This window comes from Marinobacter aromaticivorans (assembly GCF_002806975.1).
Lineage (GTDB): Bacteria > Pseudomonadota > Gammaproteobacteria > Pseudomonadales > Oleiphilaceae > Marinobacter > Marinobacter aromaticivorans.
This window is the reverse complement of the sequence record NZ_NIHD01000002.1, coordinates 306,905-323,200: the sequence shown is the minus strand read 5'-3', so window position 1 is coordinate 323,200 and position 16,296 is coordinate 306,905. Positions and strand designations below refer to the sequence as shown.

Annotated in this window: 17 protein-coding genes; 9 read left to right on the top strand and 8 right to left on the bottom strand. The window is 56.7% G+C overall.

Annotated features, from left to right (window positions below):
- Nucleotides 1–40: 40 nt before the first annotated feature.
- Complete coding sequence (locus CDH48_RS04325) at nucleotides 41–1,351, bottom strand: NAD(P)/FAD-dependent oxidoreductase (RefSeq protein ID WP_100687495.1); 1,311 nt, start codon at nucleotides 1,349–1,351, stop codon at nucleotides 41–43.
- A 140-nt stretch (nucleotides 1,352–1,491) separates the two neighbouring features.
- On the bottom strand, nucleotides 1,492–2,232 hold the full coding sequence (locus CDH48_RS04320) for a spermidine synthase (RefSeq protein WP_100687494.1): 741 nt from the start codon (nucleotides 2,230–2,232) through the stop codon (nucleotides 1,492–1,494).
- Between the two features lie 154 nt (nucleotides 2,233–2,386).
- On the opposite strand from CDH48_RS04320, the gene CDH48_RS04315 reads away from it, so the two are divergent.
- The 4 genes from CDH48_RS04315 to CDH48_RS04300 all read left to right on the top strand — a co-directional run bounded on the left by CDH48_RS04315 (nucleotide 2,387) and on the right by CDH48_RS04300 (nucleotide 5,567).
- On the top strand, nucleotides 2,387–3,010 hold the full coding sequence (locus tag CDH48_RS04315; RefSeq protein ID WP_100687493.1) for a YbhB/YbcL family Raf kinase inhibitor-like protein: 624 nt from the start codon (nucleotides 2,387–2,389) through the stop codon (nucleotides 3,008–3,010).
- 165 nt (nucleotides 3,011–3,175) lie between these two features.
- On the top strand, nucleotides 3,176–4,129 hold the full coding sequence (locus CDH48_RS04310) for a sulfurtransferase (RefSeq protein WP_100687492.1): 954 nt from the start codon (nucleotides 3,176–3,178) through the stop codon (nucleotides 4,127–4,129).
- An 11-nt stretch (nucleotides 4,130–4,140) separates the two neighbouring features.
- A complete protein-coding gene (locus CDH48_RS04305; protein WP_100687491.1) occupies nucleotides 4,141–5,355 on the top strand; it encodes a YeeE/YedE family protein in 1,215 nt (404 codons plus the stop codon).
- A gap of 17 nt (nucleotides 5,356–5,372) precedes the next feature.
- Entirely contained in the window at nucleotides 5,373–5,567 is a 195-nt protein-coding gene (locus CDH48_RS04300) for a hypothetical protein (protein WP_100687490.1), read from the top strand.
- Between the two features lie 6 nt (nucleotides 5,568–5,573).
- Here CDH48_RS04300 and CDH48_RS04295 read toward each other — a convergent pair whose 3' ends face one another.
- Nucleotides 5,574–6,329, bottom strand: coding sequence for a C40 family peptidase (locus CDH48_RS04295; protein ID WP_100687489.1), 756 nt, complete (start codon nucleotides 6,327–6,329; stop codon nucleotides 5,574–5,576).
- A 141-nt stretch (nucleotides 6,330–6,470) separates the two neighbouring features.
- Between CDH48_RS04295 and CDH48_RS04290 the strand changes: the two genes are divergently transcribed.
- From CDH48_RS04290 to CDH48_RS04270, 5 genes are all read left to right on the top strand, one after another.
- Nucleotides 6,471–8,663: an FAD-dependent oxidoreductase gene (locus CDH48_RS04290; protein ID WP_100687488.1), complete on the top strand. Its 2,193-nt coding sequence runs from the start codon at nucleotides 6,471–6,473 to the stop codon at nucleotides 8,661–8,663.
- Nucleotides 8,664–8,686: 23 nt separating this feature from the next.
- Complete coding sequence (locus tag CDH48_RS04285; RefSeq protein ID WP_100687487.1) at nucleotides 8,687–9,655, top strand: radical SAM protein; 969 nt, start codon at nucleotides 8,687–8,689, stop codon at nucleotides 9,653–9,655.
- A 311-nt stretch (nucleotides 9,656–9,966) separates the two neighbouring features.
- Nucleotides 9,967–10,482, top strand: a complete 516-nt coding sequence (gene ectA, locus CDH48_RS04280) for a diaminobutyrate acetyltransferase (RefSeq protein WP_100687486.1) — start codon at nucleotides 9,967–9,969, stop codon at nucleotides 10,480–10,482.
- A gap of 128 nt (nucleotides 10,483–10,610) precedes the next feature.
- Nucleotides 10,611–11,879, top strand: a complete 1,269-nt coding sequence (ectB, locus tag CDH48_RS04275; RefSeq protein ID WP_100687485.1) for a diaminobutyrate--2-oxoglutarate transaminase — start codon at nucleotides 10,611–10,613, stop codon at nucleotides 11,877–11,879.
- A gap of 53 nt (nucleotides 11,880–11,932) precedes the next feature.
- Nucleotides 11,933–13,375: an aspartate kinase gene (locus CDH48_RS04270; protein ID WP_100687484.1), complete on the top strand. Its 1,443-nt coding sequence runs from the start codon at nucleotides 11,933–11,935 to the stop codon at nucleotides 13,373–13,375.
- A 30-nt stretch (nucleotides 13,376–13,405) separates the two neighbouring features.
- On the opposite strand, the gene CDH48_RS04265 is transcribed toward CDH48_RS04270, so the two are convergent.
- Genes CDH48_RS04265 through pdxH form a run of 5 tightly spaced genes read right to left on the bottom strand, consistent with a single transcriptional unit; the run spans nucleotide 13,406 to nucleotide 16,186 of the window.
- On the bottom strand, nucleotides 13,406–13,861 hold the full coding sequence (locus tag CDH48_RS04265; RefSeq protein ID WP_100687483.1) for a DUF3429 domain-containing protein: 456 nt from the start codon (nucleotides 13,859–13,861) through the stop codon (nucleotides 13,406–13,408).
- Complete coding sequence (locus CDH48_RS04260) at nucleotides 13,858–14,049, bottom strand: DUF6482 family protein (protein ID WP_100687482.1); 192 nt, start codon at nucleotides 14,047–14,049, stop codon at nucleotides 13,858–13,860. The genes CDH48_RS04265 and CDH48_RS04260 overlap by 4 nt, the downstream gene beginning before the upstream one ends.
- A 57-nt stretch (nucleotides 14,050–14,106) precedes the next feature.
- Complete coding sequence (locus tag CDH48_RS04255; RefSeq protein WP_100687481.1) at nucleotides 14,107–14,727, bottom strand: DNA-3-methyladenine glycosylase I; 621 nt, start codon at nucleotides 14,725–14,727, stop codon at nucleotides 14,107–14,109.
- Nucleotides 14,728–14,760: 33 nt separating this feature from the next.
- A complete protein-coding gene (locus tag CDH48_RS04250; protein WP_100687480.1) occupies nucleotides 14,761–15,582 on the bottom strand; it encodes a 4'-phosphopantetheinyl transferase family protein in 822 nt (273 codons plus the stop codon).
- Nucleotides 15,551–16,186 (bottom strand): pyridoxamine 5'-phosphate oxidase, encoded by a 636-nt coding sequence (gene pdxH / locus CDH48_RS04245; RefSeq protein WP_100687479.1) that lies wholly within the window; start codon nucleotides 16,184–16,186, stop codon nucleotides 15,551–15,553. The genes CDH48_RS04250 and pdxH overlap by 32 nt, the downstream gene beginning before the upstream one ends.
- Nucleotides 16,187–16,296: the final 110 nt, after the last annotated feature.

Sequence of the window (16,296 nt, the reverse complement as noted above, 5' to 3'; positions counted from 1 at the left end):
TAAACTCGTTAACTGAATAAACAAGCTCTTGTGATTATACTCAATGCAACTTCAACCTGGGCTGCATCGCCCGGCTGATCTTGTCCATAAACCAGATCACTCCGGTCCGCAGAAAACCGTGCAACGCTACCTGGTGCATGCGGTAAAGGGATAGATAAAACAGCCGGGCCACCTTGCCTTCAATGTACATACTGCGGCCAGACAGGTTGCCCATGAGGTTGCCCACCGTGGTGTAACGGCTGAAGTTGATCAGCGATCCGTAATCGTTATACACGAAGGGTACGGCTTCTTTGCCTTCCAGGCGGTTGCACAGGGTTTTAAAAAGGGTGTCGGCCTGCTGATGGGCGGCTTGGGCGCGTGGGGCAACGGGCCGGTCGGAATCCGGTTGTGGGCAGGCAGCGCAGTCGCCGAAGGCAAAAATGTTGGTGTCTTTTGTGGTTTGCAGGGTCTGTTGCACCACCAGTTGATTGCCGCGGTTGGATTCCAGGCCATCCAGGTTTGCCAGAAACCCGGGCGCTTTTATGCCGGCGGCCCAGATGGTCATTTCCGAGGGCAGTTCGGTACCGTCTTTCATGATGACGGCGGCGGCGCGAATTTCGCTGACGGGCTGACCATTCAGAACCTTTATGTGCTGGCGCTCGAGTTCTTTGGAGGCGGCGGCCGAGAGCCTGCCGGGCAGTGCAGGCAGAATCCGGTCGGCGGCTTCTATAACGGTAATCGACACATCTGATGCTTTCAGGTGGTTCATGCCGTACACCGGCAATTCCCGCGAAGCCATCCGTAGTTCGGCAGCCAGCTCAACGCCTGTGGCCCCGGCACCTATAATACTGATGTTAAGTTTGTGGTCCCGGCCTAGCTGGGCTTCGTGGTTTTTGCGCAGAAAGGCGTTGAGCATGAGCTTGTGGAAGCGTCGCGCCTGCTTCAGGCTGTCCAGGAACAGGCAATGTTCCTGTGCGCCCGGTGTGCCGAAATCGTTTGCGGTGCTGCCTACAGCAATCACCAGGGTGTCGTACTTCAGGTGGCGCTCAGGAACCACTTCGTTGCCGTCGTCATCCATAAAAGGTGCTATGACCAGTTCCCTGGCCTGCCGGTTCAGGCCGTGCATGCGCCCGAGCTGGAATTCGTAGTGGTGCTTGCGGGCATGGGCACGGTAGTTCACTTCGTTGGAGTTGGCATCCAGTGAACCGGAGGCAACTTCGTGCAGCAGCGGTTTCCACACGTGGGTCAGCCCTGCGTCAACGAGGGTGATTCGTGCCTTGCCCTTTTTGCCAAGCTTTTTGCCCAGGCTGGTAACAAGCTCGAGCCCGCCGGCGCCGCCGCCAACCACCACAATATGATGAAGGTTATCCATAGAAATCAGACCATTAAGTGAAGAAAGCCAAGCGCTCTTGCAAAAAAACGCTTGGCTGTCGTCACTGGGATCTGCTTGCGAGGTAGGATACTGGTGCGGCCGGGATAATGCTAATGCGCATCCTTCAACCGGCATAAAACTCAAAGCCGGCTGACCCTGCCCATAAGACGGCCCCAGTCGATCGGTAACCGTTTCTCAAGGTTGACGAGCACCGGGTCTTTGGGGTTAAGGGGTTCAACGGGCTGTTTGCTGGCGTACACCACGGTGTTGTTGGTTTTGCTTTTGAATACCAACAGAGCAGCAAAGTGTTTCCTGAGCTGGCGGAAGTAAGGGCCGTCCGGGTCTGGCGTGCGGTGGTAGTTGAGAACCAGCCAGCCCCGGCTGCCAAGGACCCGGCTTGAACTCTCCACAAACTGCCGCTGCGCCTGTGCAGGGCTCATGCGGTCAGCGTTGTACAGGTCGGCCAGAATCATGTCCGTGCTGGCATCCGGAAGATTGCCCAGGGCATCGCGGGCATCGGCAATGGTTACGCTTAGGCGATCGCTCTCCGGCAAGCCGAAGTACTCGCGGGCTACCTCCAGAACCGACCGCCTCAGTTCAACCGCGTGTACCCGGCAGCCCGGGTACAAGTGGAGAAACGCATTGGCCATCACGCCGCCGCCCAGCCCCAGAACCGTCACGTGTCGGGGGCAGTTAAATGCTGCAGGCAGCAGCATGGCACGGTTGTATTCGTGCACCGGAAGGTGTGGATATCGTCGGTCAATCTTGCTTTGTTCAAACACCGAATTGAAGGTAAGAACCCGGTGTTTGCGGTAGTCAATCACCAGAATACTGCCAAGTTTATCTCGGCTGTGGTGAATAATTTCGCCTCTGTTGAACATGCGGAGCTCTTTTCAAGGACGGCCACTGGCAGGCAGGTTGGACATGGACAGGATACCGTTGTTACAAGGTATTATCACAGAATAGGCTGGTCTCTGGCACAATCCATGTGAGAGTTCGCTTATTAACCGCAATAAAATGACAGGAGAAAGCACCATGAAACTGAACGTTGAGGGTATTGAAGAGGGCAAGCCGGTCCCGGATATATTCGCGTTCGGCGTGTTCCACCCGGAGGATCGGATGAGCTTTGGCCCCAACCGCAACCCCGGAATGTACTGGGAAGGTGCGCCGGAGGGCACAAAGAGCTTTGTGATCATGATGTTTGATCCGGATGTGCCCAGTGTGGCGGATGACGCAAACCAGGAAGGTAAAACAATCCCGAAAGATCTTCCCCGGGTGGATTTTTTCCACTGGCTGCTGGTTGATATTCCCGCCAGTGTAAGCCGCATACCGGAAGGCGAAGACAGCGATGGGGTAACGCCCAAGGGCAAAGATGGCGGCCCTGGCCCGGCAGGTGTGCGCGGGGTGAATAACTTTACCCAGTTTCTGGCTGGCGACCCTGACATGGCTGGCACCTACTTCGGCTACGATGGCCCTTGCCCGCCCTGGAATGATGAACTGGTGCATCGCTATCACTATGAAGTGCATGCGCTGGATGTGGAGTCTCTGGGGCTTTCCGGGGAATTTGATGGCGAGGCGGTGCGCAAGGCCATGAAAGGCCACGTTCTGGCCAGTGCCCGGGTTACCGGTACTTACACACTGAATCCGGACCTGCGCTAGTTCTCGCAGGGGAAAATGCAGGCCCAGGTGGTGCTCCCTGGCGGAGAGGCCACCTGTGCTTCAGGTATTTTGATATTCTAAAATAGAATAAAAGGCAGTCTGTAAATTCTTTTTTTGCAGGTTCATAATGACGCCCGTGAATTCATCCGTTAAGGAGACAACCGCATGGGCCGTCTATTCCCAGTTCTTCTGCTTCTGGCCAGTTCACTGGCAACAGCAGGTACCGATACGCCGCCGCTGGTTGATGCGGCCTGGCTGAACTCCCACTTGGGTCAAGACAATATTGTGGTGCTGGATGTGAGATCCGGTATCGACAAGGGTGGTGACCGCAGCAGTTTTAGGAAGGCGCATATTCCTGGCTCGGTCTACAGCAGTTATACCGACGATGGCTGGCGTGAAAGCCGTGATGGTGTTCAGGGCGTATTGCCCCCGGTCAGTAGCATGGAGCGGCTGATCGGCGGCCTTGGCATTGGTAACGACGATACCGTGGTCATTGTTCCTGCAGGCACAGGTGCTACCGACTTTGGCAGTGCTGCCCGTGTTTTCTGGACATTCCGCGTTCTGGGGCACGAGGACGTCACCATTCTTAATGGAGGGTTTGCCGGCTGGCAGGCGGCAGGGTATGAGGTAGCCAGTGGCGAAGGCGCCAGTCGCCCCTTTGCGGACTTCAAGGGCTCTGTGCAGGAAGAACTGATTGCATCCCTCAGTGAGGTTCAGAATGCCCGCGAGCACCAGGGGCAACTGGTGGACGCCCGTCCGGAGGACTACTTCAGTGGAGAGACATCTTCGCCGGCGGCCACGGCGCCGGGAACCATTCCGGGCTCCTTTAACCTGCCCCACCAGCAGTTTATCAGCCAGAAGGCCGACGTGTGGTACCTCAACGAAGACAGCATCACTGCGAACATAGATAAAGCAAAGCTGAACGCACAAAGCCGCACTATTGCCTTCTGCAATACCGGGCACTGGGCCGCTACTGACTGGTTTGTGTTGAGTGAGCTTGCGGGTTTCAGCGAAGTAGCCCTTTACGACGGTTCCATGTCTGAGTGGAGCCAGGATAGCGATCGCCCGATGCAGGTTGCCAAGCGGGGCCTCGGGAAACTTCTCGATTTCTTTAACTGAGCGTTGGTTCGATGAGTGAATCTGCTGTGCTTCAGCCCGGGCTGCGAAAAACAGCCTGGGTTGTTGATCGTTTTGTGGTGCTGACTGCACTTGCGGGTGTGGCGGTGCTTGGTGGGTTGATCTGGCTTGAAACCGCCCCCTTTATGGTGGCCCTGTTTGCTACAGGCACGGTGTTGGGCATGGCCCTGTACCATGGTGCTTTCGGCTTTACCGCCGGCTGGCGCAATCTGGTGGTCAAAAAGCGCGGCGCCGGTATGCGTGCCCAGCTGATGCTGTTCGGCCTCTCCTCGCTGATTATGGTGCCCATGCTATACAGCGGTCAGCCGGGCCTGGTGGGTGCTGTTGCCCCCGTGGGCACATCTCTTGTTGTAGGCTCCTTCCTGTTTGGTATCGGGATGCAGCTCGGTGGCGGCTGTGGCTCCGGCACCCTGTTTACTGTAGGGGCGGGCAACATCCGCATGGTGGTGACCCTGGCGTTTTTCGTGGCCGGTGCAGTGCTCGGCTCTATCCACCTGCCCTGGTGGCTGGATCAGCCGGGTTTTGACCCGGTGCCGCTGGTCAACACTTTTGGGGTTAGTGGTGCAATTGTTGTGCAGCTTCTGGGGCTGGGCCTGATAGCCCGCTGGGTTAACCGGGTTGAGCGCAAGGCTCATGGCAACCTTGAGCGCGATGAGCTGCTTTGGAAAAGCCAGGGCCATGGCTTCGTGCGAACCCTGATCAGCGGTCGCTGGCCGTTTACCTGGGCGATTCTGATCCTGGCCGCGGGTAATGCCCTGACACTGGGTATCGGGGGCGCTCCCTGGAGCGTAACCTTTGCCTTCAACGTGTGGGGGGCCAAGGCGCTGGCAGCCATCGGCGTCAACATGTCGCAATTCGAGTTCTGGCAGTGGGATTATCCTGCGATGGCACTCAAGGATTCCCTGCTGACCAACATCCCCTCGGTAATGAACTTTGGTGTGCTGCTGGGTGCCATGCTGGCAGCCGGCCTTGCCAACCGCTTTAACGAAGCCAGCCGCAATCGCCCGCAGCGCCGGCCATTGCTGGCGGCTGTCGTGGGTGGCCTGTTTCTGGGCTATGGCGCCCGTCTGGGTTTTGGCTGCAATATCGGCGCCTTGTTCTCCGGCATTGCCTCGGCGAGCCTGCACGCGTGGATCTGGTTTGCCTGTGCCTTTGCCGGATCGCTGATCGGCATACGCCTGCGGCCCTGGTTCCGGCTACCTGATTGACAGAGGAGCTTGCCAATATGGATAAAGCATACAGCCGGGCCCGGATTCTGATGATGCTCGGCGCGATTCTCGCGCTGATTGTGGTGGATCACGTGAACAGCCCCACGTTCGCCTTCAATTCCGGGCAGGGAAATGTGCCAACTGCGCTGACACAAAGGGACGAGTCTGCCTGTGCCCCTTGCGGCGCACCCTGCCCCTCAACCCGCAACTGAGGCAGATTACAGATCTGCCCAGTTGATGGCTCTGAAATCAAACTTCTCTTCCAGGGTCGGCTTGATAATCCGGAAATACGGGGATGCATCGAAATCCCGTGGTGTGAACAGGGAGGTTTGCCGAATGCGGAAGTGCTCGCGGATGCAATGCCGGCAGTTGGGGTCGTCAGACGGGATTGAGTCGATGGTGGGGAGTATCGGGTAACGCAGGCGCTGGAACCCCTCTGCAATAAACGTGGAACAAATTGCCCGCGTTGGATCCCCGCTCCCGAAAGACAGCAGCTTGTGCCTGTGCCGCGCAGGAACGGGCGGTGTCTGGATAAGATAGCGCGCCAGATCAAACACGTTTTTCAGGTCGTATTGATTGCCCAGCCGGCTCAGGGCGTATTCGGTCAGCTCACGGATGTTCTCGTCATCAAGCCCGACCGGGCGACAGATGCGGGTATGGCTGTTGCGGTAGAACGACAGTGGCAGAGAGCGAATGCCAACCTCCAGGTCTGCCTCAACCAGTGTGTGGGGCTCGCCAGCGTCGGATGTGCCCAGGCCAGCATCCGGCCCCAGGTAGAGGGTGGAGTGAGACCAGGTAGACTGGGTCAGGTACTTTATTGCCACGCTGATGCGGGTATCACCCTCTACAAGCAACACATCTCCCGGCCTGACAGACCTTTCCAGGGCTTCCCAGGTTGATGTGCGCACGGATTGCTGCGCTACCTGCTTGGTAAGGTAGGCGGCAAGGCGCTTCGCCAGCCAGTTCAGGAACATTTCTCACTCCGGTTGTGTATATTGGTTTTCCCCTTTTCAGGTAAGTTTCTCAAATTCAATTCATATTCGCCGTAACATTTGCACAGTGATCGTGTCAGAGCGATAGACGTATTGATTGACATATTTCCAACAGGTTCAAACATGAATCGAAGCAAGTTCATACTGATTCTGGCCATTGTCGCCTTGGTTGCCATTTTTATTGGTCTGGACGGCCATAAGCTGCTGACCCTGGCAAATCTGCAATCCCATCAGGCGAGCCTGACCCGGTGGATTGACGCAAATCTTCTGTTGGCGGTTGCAGGCTATACCGCTATATATGTGGTGGTGACGGCGCTTTCCCTGCCCGGCGCGGTGATCATGACCCTCGCTGGTGGTGCATTTTTTGGCAATCTCTACGGGTTGTTGGCGGTATCAGTGGCGTCTACCGTGGGTGCCTCCCTCGCCTTTCTGGTGGCCAGGTTTCTGATGCGCGACGCGCTGCGCTCCCGCTATCGGGAAACCGTGGCCAAGGTAGATCGTGGAGTGGAGAGAGATGGCGCCTTCTATCTGGCAACGCTCAGGCTGGTGCCGGTGTTCCCGTTTTTCCTGATTAATCTTGCCATGGGCCTGACGTCCATGAAGCTGCGCACCTATGCCCTGGTGAGCTGGGTAGCCATGTTGCCGGGAACCTTCATCTATGTGAATGCAGGCACGCAACTGGGCCAGATACAGTCCACCTCTGATATCGTTTCTGCAGATCTGTTGCTTTCCTTTGCTCTGCTGGGCCTTTTCCCGCTGATTGCAAAGTTCGTGGTGAGCTATATTCGCCGGCGCCGTGTTTATGCGGGCTGGCAAAAACCCGAGTCCTTTGATTACAACCTGCTGGTCATTGGCGGTGGTTCTGCGGGCCTGGTGTCGGCCTATATTGCCGCTGCGGTAAAAGCCAAGGTGGCGCTGATTGAGAAGCACAGGCTGGGTGGCGACTGCCTCAACACCGGCTGCGTTCCTTCCAAGGCGCTGATTCGCAGTGCCAAAGCCGCGGATACCCTGCGCCACGCCAATCGTTACGGGCTGGAATCCGTGCCCGTGAGGGGCTCCTTCAGGAACATCATGAACCGGGTAAGAGAGGTGATTGCCAAGATAGAACCTCACGATTCTCCCGAGCGCTACCAGAAACTGGGCGTGGACTGCATCTTTGGTGAGGCCAGCTTCGTATCTCCCTGGGAACTGGAAATAAAACACAACGATGGCCGTACCGAGCGCCTGACCGCCCGCAGTATCGTTGTCGCCACCGGTGGCAAACCGGCCATGCCTCCGATACCGGGGCTGGAAGATATGAACCCGTTGACTTCAGACAACCTTTGGGACTTGCAGGAACAGCCGGAGCGGCTGCTGGTGCTGGGTGGCGGCCCTATCGGTTCGGAACTGGCCCATGCGTTTGCGCGCCTGGGCAGCCAGGTGATTCTGGTGGAGCGCGACGATCGTTTGCTGGCAAAAGAAGACCTTGATGTTTCGGAGGTGGTGAAGACGCAGTTTGAGGCAGACGGTATTGATCTGCGCCTGAACCATGCGGCCACAAAATTCTGCATGGAAGATGGCGAAAAAGTAGCCTACTGCGACCATAAGGGTGAGCAGGTGCGTATTCCATTCGATCAGGTATTGGTGGCCGTGGGCCGCGCCGCAAATACTGCAGGGTTGAATCTCAACCGGATTGGCATTGAGCCTTTGCCCAACGGCACAGTGCCAGTGGAAGACGATATGAGCCTGCGCTACCCCAACGTGTTCGCCTGCGGCGATGTGGCCGGGCCTTATCAGTTTACCCATGCGGCCTCACATCAGGCCTGGTATGCGGCGGTAAACGGCCTGTTCGGCCAGTTCCGCCGGTTCAAGGTGGATTACCGGGTGATGCCCTGGGTAACCTTTACCTCGCCGGAAGTGGCCCGTGTGGGCCTTAGTGAAGTAGAAGCAAAAGAGCAGGGTGTTGCCTACGAGCTAACTCGCTACGGCCTGGACGATCTCGACCGGGCGATTACTGACAGTGAGGACTATGGCTTTATCAAAGTGCTCACGCCGCCGGGCAAGGATAAAATCCTCGGCGCCGTGGTGGTGGGCGCCCACGCTGCTGAAATTCTGGCGGAATTCACCCTGGCCATGAAACACGGCCTGGGCCTGAACAAGATTCTGGGAACTATTCACCCGTACCCCACATGGAACGAATCCGCCAAGTACGCAGCCGGCGAGTGGAAGCGTGCCAATGCGCCTGAGACCATCCTCAAGCTGCTGGAAAAATTACACGGCTGGCGGCGCGGCAAAAGCAAGCGTCGCCTGCCCGATACATCAAACGTGACGCCCTGATGTCACAAAACCAAGGAGCATCCATGCCCCTGACTGAAACACGACCTGCCAGGCAGCGCATTCCGGCGCTGGAAGTGCTGGAGCCCAGAGCTAATGACAGCTGGACCCACACCCGCAACGGTGACCCACGGGGTTACATTGACGCGGACAAGCTCAAAGAACTGTGGATACACACCGGCACCGCCTGCAACCTGGCCTGCCCCTTCTGCCTGGAGGGCAGCCACCCCGGTGATGGCCGCATTCCGGGCATGAAGCTGGGTGATGTAAAGCCGTTTATCCACGAAGCACTGGATATGGGCGTGGAGCAGTTTTCCTTCACCGGCGGCGAACCCTTCGTGATTCGGGATTTTGTAAACATTCTGGATTATGCCAGCCGGTACCGGCCCTGTTTCGTGCTGACCAATGCCACCGAACCGCTGCTGAAGCGCCGGCACCAGGTGTTGCCGCTGCTGGACAATCCCTTCCCGATCCACTTCCGCGTAAGCCTGGATTTCCCGGACCGCGCCCGCCACGACAAGGATCGTGGCGAGGGCAGTTTTGACCAGGCCCTGAAAGGCATTCAGTGGCTGATTGATCAGGGGTTCAAGGTGTCGATTGCCCGCCAGACCGATCCTGACGAAATACCTTCAGAGGTAGAGGCGGCTTTCCGGGAAATATTCCGCGAATGGCAGATTCCGGAAAACCTGGCGTTTACGGCGTTCCCGGACCTGGGAACCCCGGGTTCGGAGGACGGCAGCCCGGAGATTACCGAGAGTTGTATGGAGAAGTATCCGACGGTGGATAGCCGGGCGCATTTCATGTGTACCTACACGCGTATGCTGGTAAAAAAGGGCGATTCGGTGCGGGTTTATGCGTGCACGCTGGTGGATGATGATCCTCAGTATGATTTGGGTGGGTCGCTGGCGGCAAGCATGAGTGAGCGCATTATGTTGCGGCACCATCGGTGTTTTTCCTGTTATCGCTATGGGGCCAGTTGTTCGGCGCCTGTTTAGGTGTTTTTGCCCGGTAGCGCGCTGATTATGGAGTTGGCGGCATGGGCGCCGCGTGACGCTGTTGTTTGGAGGCCTAAAGGTTCTTGTATTGCATGGCGCCCCGGAATCCCTGGCTGGACGCCGGCCCACCAGCCATGGGTACCCTGCCCTTCGGTTTTTTAATCTTTCTGATGCTTGCGAATGCGGTAATCCGGTCTATTATCATGGTAATAGTTGGCTTGTGCCGGGCGCTGTGCCCTGACGTGACTTGAAATATATTTTGTGGTCTATATAATTTAACGCTAACTTTTTAAAGGCGACCTACCTACGTTATGACATCAGATGGATCGAATACCACCGCCATCACCCTGCGTACACCCGTCAAGGATGATGGCTTCAGACTACACCAGCTGGTAGCCGAGTGCCCTCCTCTGGATCCCAATTCAATTTACTGCAACCTCCTGCAGTGCAGCGATTTCGCCGACACCGGCGTAGCTGCGGAGAAAGACGGCGACCTGGTCGGCTTCATCTCCGGATACATTCCCCCCAGAAAACCCGAAACCGTCTTTGTATGGCAGGTTGCCGTGCATGAGAAAGGTCGCGGGCAGGGCCTGGCCAAGCGGATGCTGAAAGCCATTGTGGCTCGGGAAGCGTGTAAAGACGTAACCCACATGGAAACCACTATTACCGCCGACAACGAGGCCTCATGGGCGTTGTTCCGCTCGTTCGCGCGGGATATGGGCGCCGAGATTGAGCACCATGAGCATTTTGAAAAAGACACGCATTTTGGCGGCCAGCACGATTCCGAGTTTTTGTTGCGCATCGGGCCGTTTACCAAGAAGCCCTGAGCCCGAATGTCTGCCGTCGATCCCTGAAGCCCCTGCCTGTCCGAACGCGACGGGCCTGGTTGCGGGCCGCTTTAAAATCTTTACCAAAGAATTCAATTGACAGGGCCAGAAGGCCAAGAGGTAACACCATGGAAATTTTCAAGTCCACTGAATCCGAAGTACGTGTATACAGCCGTGCCTTCCCGGTGATTTTTAACCGTGCCAAAAATGCATACCTGTACACCGAAGATGGCAAGCAGTACCTGGATTTTCTTGCCGGTGCCGGCTCACTGAACTACGGCCACAACAACGACATCCTGAAAAAAGCCCTGCTGGAATACATTGAAGCAGACGGCGTAAGCCAGGGCCTGGACCTGTTTACCACGGCCAAGCACGATTTTATCGAATCCTACAAAAAGTACATTCTGGACCCCCGGGGCCTGGATTATAAAATGCAGTTTACCGGCCCCACCGGCACCAACTGTGTCGAAGCCGCTCTGAAACTGGCCCGCAAGGTAAAAGGCCGCACCGGTATTATCTCGTTCACCAACGGCTTCCATGGCGTGACCATGGGTGCGGTTGCAGCAACCGGTAACAAACATCACCGAGGTGGTGTTGGCGCACCGCTGGGTAACGTGGATTTCATGTTCTACGACGGCTACCTGGGCGAGAGCGTGGATACCCTGGAAATAATGGACAAGGTGTTGTCTGACAGCTCTTCCGGCGTTGAACTGCCTGCTGCAGTTATTGTGGAAGCGGTTCAGGGTGAAGGCGGTCTGAACGCGGCCCGCGCCGAGTGGCTGAAGGGCCTGGAAGCCTTGTGCAAAAAACATGACATCCTGCTGATTCTGGACGATATCCAGGCAGGTAACGGCCGTACCGGGGAGTTCTTCAGTTTTGAGTTTGCCGGTATCAAGCCGGATATTGTGACTGTGTCCAAGTCTCTGAGCGGCTACGGCCTGCCCATGGCGCTGGTGCTGTTCAAGCCGGAGCTGGATGTTTGGGATCCGGGCGAGCACAACGGTACTTTCCGTGGTAACAACATGGCGTTTATCACGGCCCGCGCAGCGGTAGAGACTTACTGGAAGGATGATAACTTTGCCAACGAGGTGAAGGAAAAGACCCGGGTCCTGGGCGATGCCTTGCAGGCCATTTGCGATAAGTACCCGGGTGAGTTCAAAATGAAGGGGCGCGGTTTGATGCGGGGTATTGAAGCTACCCATGCTGATGTTACAGGCCCGATTACCAAGCGAGCTTTTGAGCACGGCCTGATCATTGAGACCAGTGGTCCGAATGATGAAGTCATTAAATGCCTGATGCCGCTGACAACCAGCAAAGAAGACCTGAAACTGGGTGCGGAACTGCTGGCAAAGAGTGTGGATGAAATCATGCAGGAAGGAATCAGCGAGGCGTCATAAGACGCCTGCATCAATCCGGACAATTACACTGCAGGATAAGCCAGGGTAGAAATATGACGAGTCAATTACACACCGTCGAGAAAATCGGCGGTACTTCAATGAGTAACTACGAAGCGGTGCGCGACAACATCATTGTTGCGGACCGTAGCAAGGAAGATCTCTATCAGCGAATCTTCGTGGTATCCGCATACGGCGGTGTAACCAACGAGTTGCTGGAGCACAAGAAAACCGGCGAGCCGGGCGTCTATGCCCTGTTTGCCGATGCAGAATCCGACTGGGCCTGGGGGGATGACCTTACCCAGCTGATCAAGTTTATTACGGATATTAACAGCGAGCTGTTTGAAGACCCCATGCTCAAGCAGCAGGCGGATCAGTTTATTACCGACCGTATTGAAGGCGTTCGCGGCTGCCTGATTGACCTGCAGCGCCTGTGTTCATACGGCCAGTTCCAGTTGGACGAGCACCTGCTGACCGTTCGTGAAATGCTTGCAGGTATCGGCGAGGCGCACAGCGCGTTTAATACCGCCCTGAAGCTGCAGCAGGAAGGCATCAATGCACGGTTTGTGGATCTTACCGGCTGGCGCGATACGGAACTGCTGCCGCTGGACGAAAAACTGAAGCAGGCTTTCGACGCCGTTGATCTGAGCCGAGAACTGCCAATCGTGACCGGTTACGCCCAGTGCAAGGAAGGCCTGATGCGCACCTTCGACCGCGGTTACAGTGAGATGACGTTCAGCCGCGTGGCCGTTATTACCAATGCCCGTGAAGCGATTATTCACAAGGAATACCACCTGAGCTCCGCTGACCCCAATATTGTGGGCGCCGACAAAGTCGTTCCTCTGGGCCGCACCAACTATGATGTGGCGGATCAACTGGCAAACCTGGGTATGGAAGCGATTCACCCCCGTGCGGGCAAAGGGCTGAGGCAGGCAGAGATTCCACTGCGGGTGATGAATACCTTTGAACCGGAGCATACGGGTACCCTGATTACCGGCGACTATGTGAGCGAAAAGCCGCAGGTCGAGATTATTGCCGGTGCCAAGGGTGTGTTTGCCATAGAGGTGTTTGATCAGGACATGCAGGGAGAGCCGGGCTCGGATCGCCGTATTCTCGATGTGCTGAGCCGTTTCAAGGTGCGTTTTATGGCCAAGGACACCAACGCCAATACCATTACCCACTACGTGGGCAGCACCCTCAAGCATGTAAAACGAGTTGTGAACGCCCTGAAAGACGAGTTCCCCAACGGCGAGATCAGTACCCGCAAGGTGGCCGTGGTGTCGGCAATCGGAAGTGATATCAAGGTGCCCGGCATTCTTTTGAGATCGGTCAAGGCCCTGGCGGACGCCAACATCAACGTGCTGGCTCTGCACCAGTGCATGCGCCAGGTCGATATGCAGTTTGTGGTGGATGAAGACAACTACGAGAAAGCGATCATTGCTTTGCACGGTGTGCTTATCGAGCCCCACAACCACGAGTATGCCATTGTTGCTGCCTGACTGAAGAAAGCCGGGTTGGGTTTAAACGCGTTAACTGGAATGTAGCAGCAAGAACCAGGCCCCAACGGTCAGTTGGCAGGCTACTGCAACCAGTGTCAGAAGCAGGCGCAGCCGCAGATACCAGGCCGGCCAGTACACCCTCATCCAGCGTGCATCCGTGATGTAAAGGGCAAGGTAGGCGAGTGTATAGAGCACGATCTGTGCAGGCGTGGTCAGCAAGAGGCCAATACCCGCCGCCACAAAGAAGACCTGGCTCAGCAGCATGGTCATCAGGGGTGAGAGCGGGTAACACCGGTTGTCCAGCTGCATGGCTATGGGCCAGTAAATGCCTGCCATGAAGGCCAGAATGCCGGCGCTGTAGAGATAGAAATAACCCAGAAGCGCCACACTGTACTGGGGCATGGCAAAAATAGCGGCAACGCAGGCAATAAAGGGAATTAACCCCGCTATCCCGACCAGAATGGCAAGTCTTGCGACTGAAATCACGCTTTTTGTTCCTGAACCTGCCAGGCGCTGCGGAAAAGACAGGTGACGCCTTTATTATCGGATAACAACCGCTGTTCATTGCCGACGTTCAGCCTGACCTTGTACTGCTGACCTTCGATGGAAATGATTTCAAGCAGGCCAATGACCTGCCGTGGCTGGGTGGCGGGATGTTCCAGGGTGATTCTCACAGGCAAGCTCCGGGATATCTGATACTCCTGAACTTACGAGCCCGCGGGAGTTTAAGATCATTGAGCCAGTGATCGGCATTGCCAGTGCTGAGGGCAATACACCATGTGGTCATTGACCATGCCGGTGGCCTGCATGAACGCATAGACAATGGTCGGGCCTACAAAGGTAAACCCGGCACGTTTGAGCGCTCTGGACATGGCTTCGGATTCCGGTGTAGTAACGGGCACCTCATCGAGCGTCTGCCAGCTATTCTGGATCGGGCGGTGGTCCACAAATGACCAGAGAAAAGCGGAAAACCCAGCGCCTTTTTCCTGCAGCTCCAGAAACCCCCTGGCGTTTTTGATGATGGACTGTACTTTCAGCTTGTTGCGGACAATGCCCGGGTTTGCCAGCAGTTCAGCGACTTTGGCATCGCCATACCGGGCGATTTTCTCCGGGTTGAAATGATCGTAGGCAGTCCGGTAGTTTTCCTGTTTGCGCAAGATGGTGATCCAGCTCAGGCCCGCCTGCTGGCCGTCGAGGCAGAGCTTTTCAAACAGGGCCAGATCGTTGTATTCCGGTCGGCCCCATACGGTGTCATGGTAATGCACGTACAGTGGGTCGGTGCCACACCAGGGGCAGCGCTCGGCGAGGGCGGGCGCTGCCAGGGTTCTGTTGTCTTCGGGTGCGCCTGCCATAAGGCCATCTCCCTGGGTTTCTGACTGCTGTTTTCAGCCGGTTTGTGCTGATTGGCTGCCCGGAGCTATTGATCGGGGCTTTGCGCGGATTTGCCGCTGGAACACCGGCTCCCAGTATGCGTCCAGGGATTCGGCGGTGATCAGGCCATAATCCTCGGGCGGTGGCTCCAGCAATGTGATCAAAGGCCAGGAGCCCGGGAGCTCACCTGCATTTTGCCTGTACACCAGCGTGCTCAGAAAACCTTCCGCATAAAAGCAGCAGGCTTGCCAGTGATTGTCTGGATGGTCGCCGTAGAGTTCGAAATTCCGGCGCACTTCCAGTGTCTGCAGGTTGCCCGCAATGCCTCTGCCAGTGGCTTTCAGCCAGGCCTCTTTTAACGTCCAGACTACAAGAAAACTGTGCGGGTCGTCCTCCTGGAACAGCCATTCCTGCTCAATGGGCGAAAACCAGCGTTTGACGACTTTCTGCCATTTTGGGTGTCGTCTACTGGGTTCAATGTCTATGCCCACTGCAGAGCCGTACTGCATGCTGCAGGCGGTGAGGCCATGGCTATGGCTCAGGGACAGGTGCCAGCCGGCCGGGTTACCGGAAACCGTTGGCCGCCCCTCGGCCGGCCAGCATTGTGCCGGCCCGGAACCGCTTGCCCTGCCCAGGGCCTGACGTATCAGCCAGCGGCTGGTAAGGAACTCAACGGCGCGGGTGCCACTGAAGCGGGCGAACCTCTGCTTTTCTTCAGTGGACAGCCAGGGCGGTGCCGCTTCCGGAACCTGTCCTGTCTGATGGCAGAGAAAAATAGCGGGTTTTTGCAGGTTGCTGGCGTGTTCAGGGTTGTAGTCGTTGGATGTGCCAGCCATCACCTTCCCTCACGTATTCAAAACGGTCGTGGAGGCGGCTGGGACGGCCCTGCCAGAATTCCACGCGCTCCGGCACAACACGGTAGCCGCCCCAGAAGCCGGGCAGTGGCACCTCACCCTCGCTGAACTTGCGTTTCATTTCTGCCACCTTCTGTTCCAGCAGTCCCCGGGAGGTAATGGCCTTGCTCTGCTCGGAAACCCAGGCGCCAATCTGGCTGCCCCGCGGGCGCGAGGCAAAGTACCGGAGAGATTCCGTTTTGCTGACTTTTTCCACCGGGCCCTGAATACGCACCTGCCGGTTAAGCCCGATCCATGGAAACAGCAGGGCTGCCCTCGGGTTTTCTGCAATCTCGTGAGCCTTTCGGCTTTGGTAATTGGTATAGAACACAAATCCGCGCTCATCAAAGTATTTCAGCAGCACCGTGCGCAAATCCGGCATGCTGTCGGCACCGGCGGTGGCCAGCGACATGGCGTTAGGCTCGAGAATTCCGGCTTCACGGGCATCGCCAAACCAGATTTCGAACTGCCGCACAGGGTTGTCATTCAGCGCCTCGCGGTCCAGCCCTTCACTTTCAAAATCGCGACGCATATCGCCGATGTCCATAAACGCTTGTCCTCATTCTCGGGGAATAGGTTCAGTCATACAAAATGTGTGATCGGGACCTGTGGATACCATGGCTCAGGATATAGGGTTCAGATTCGGCTGTCAGCGGC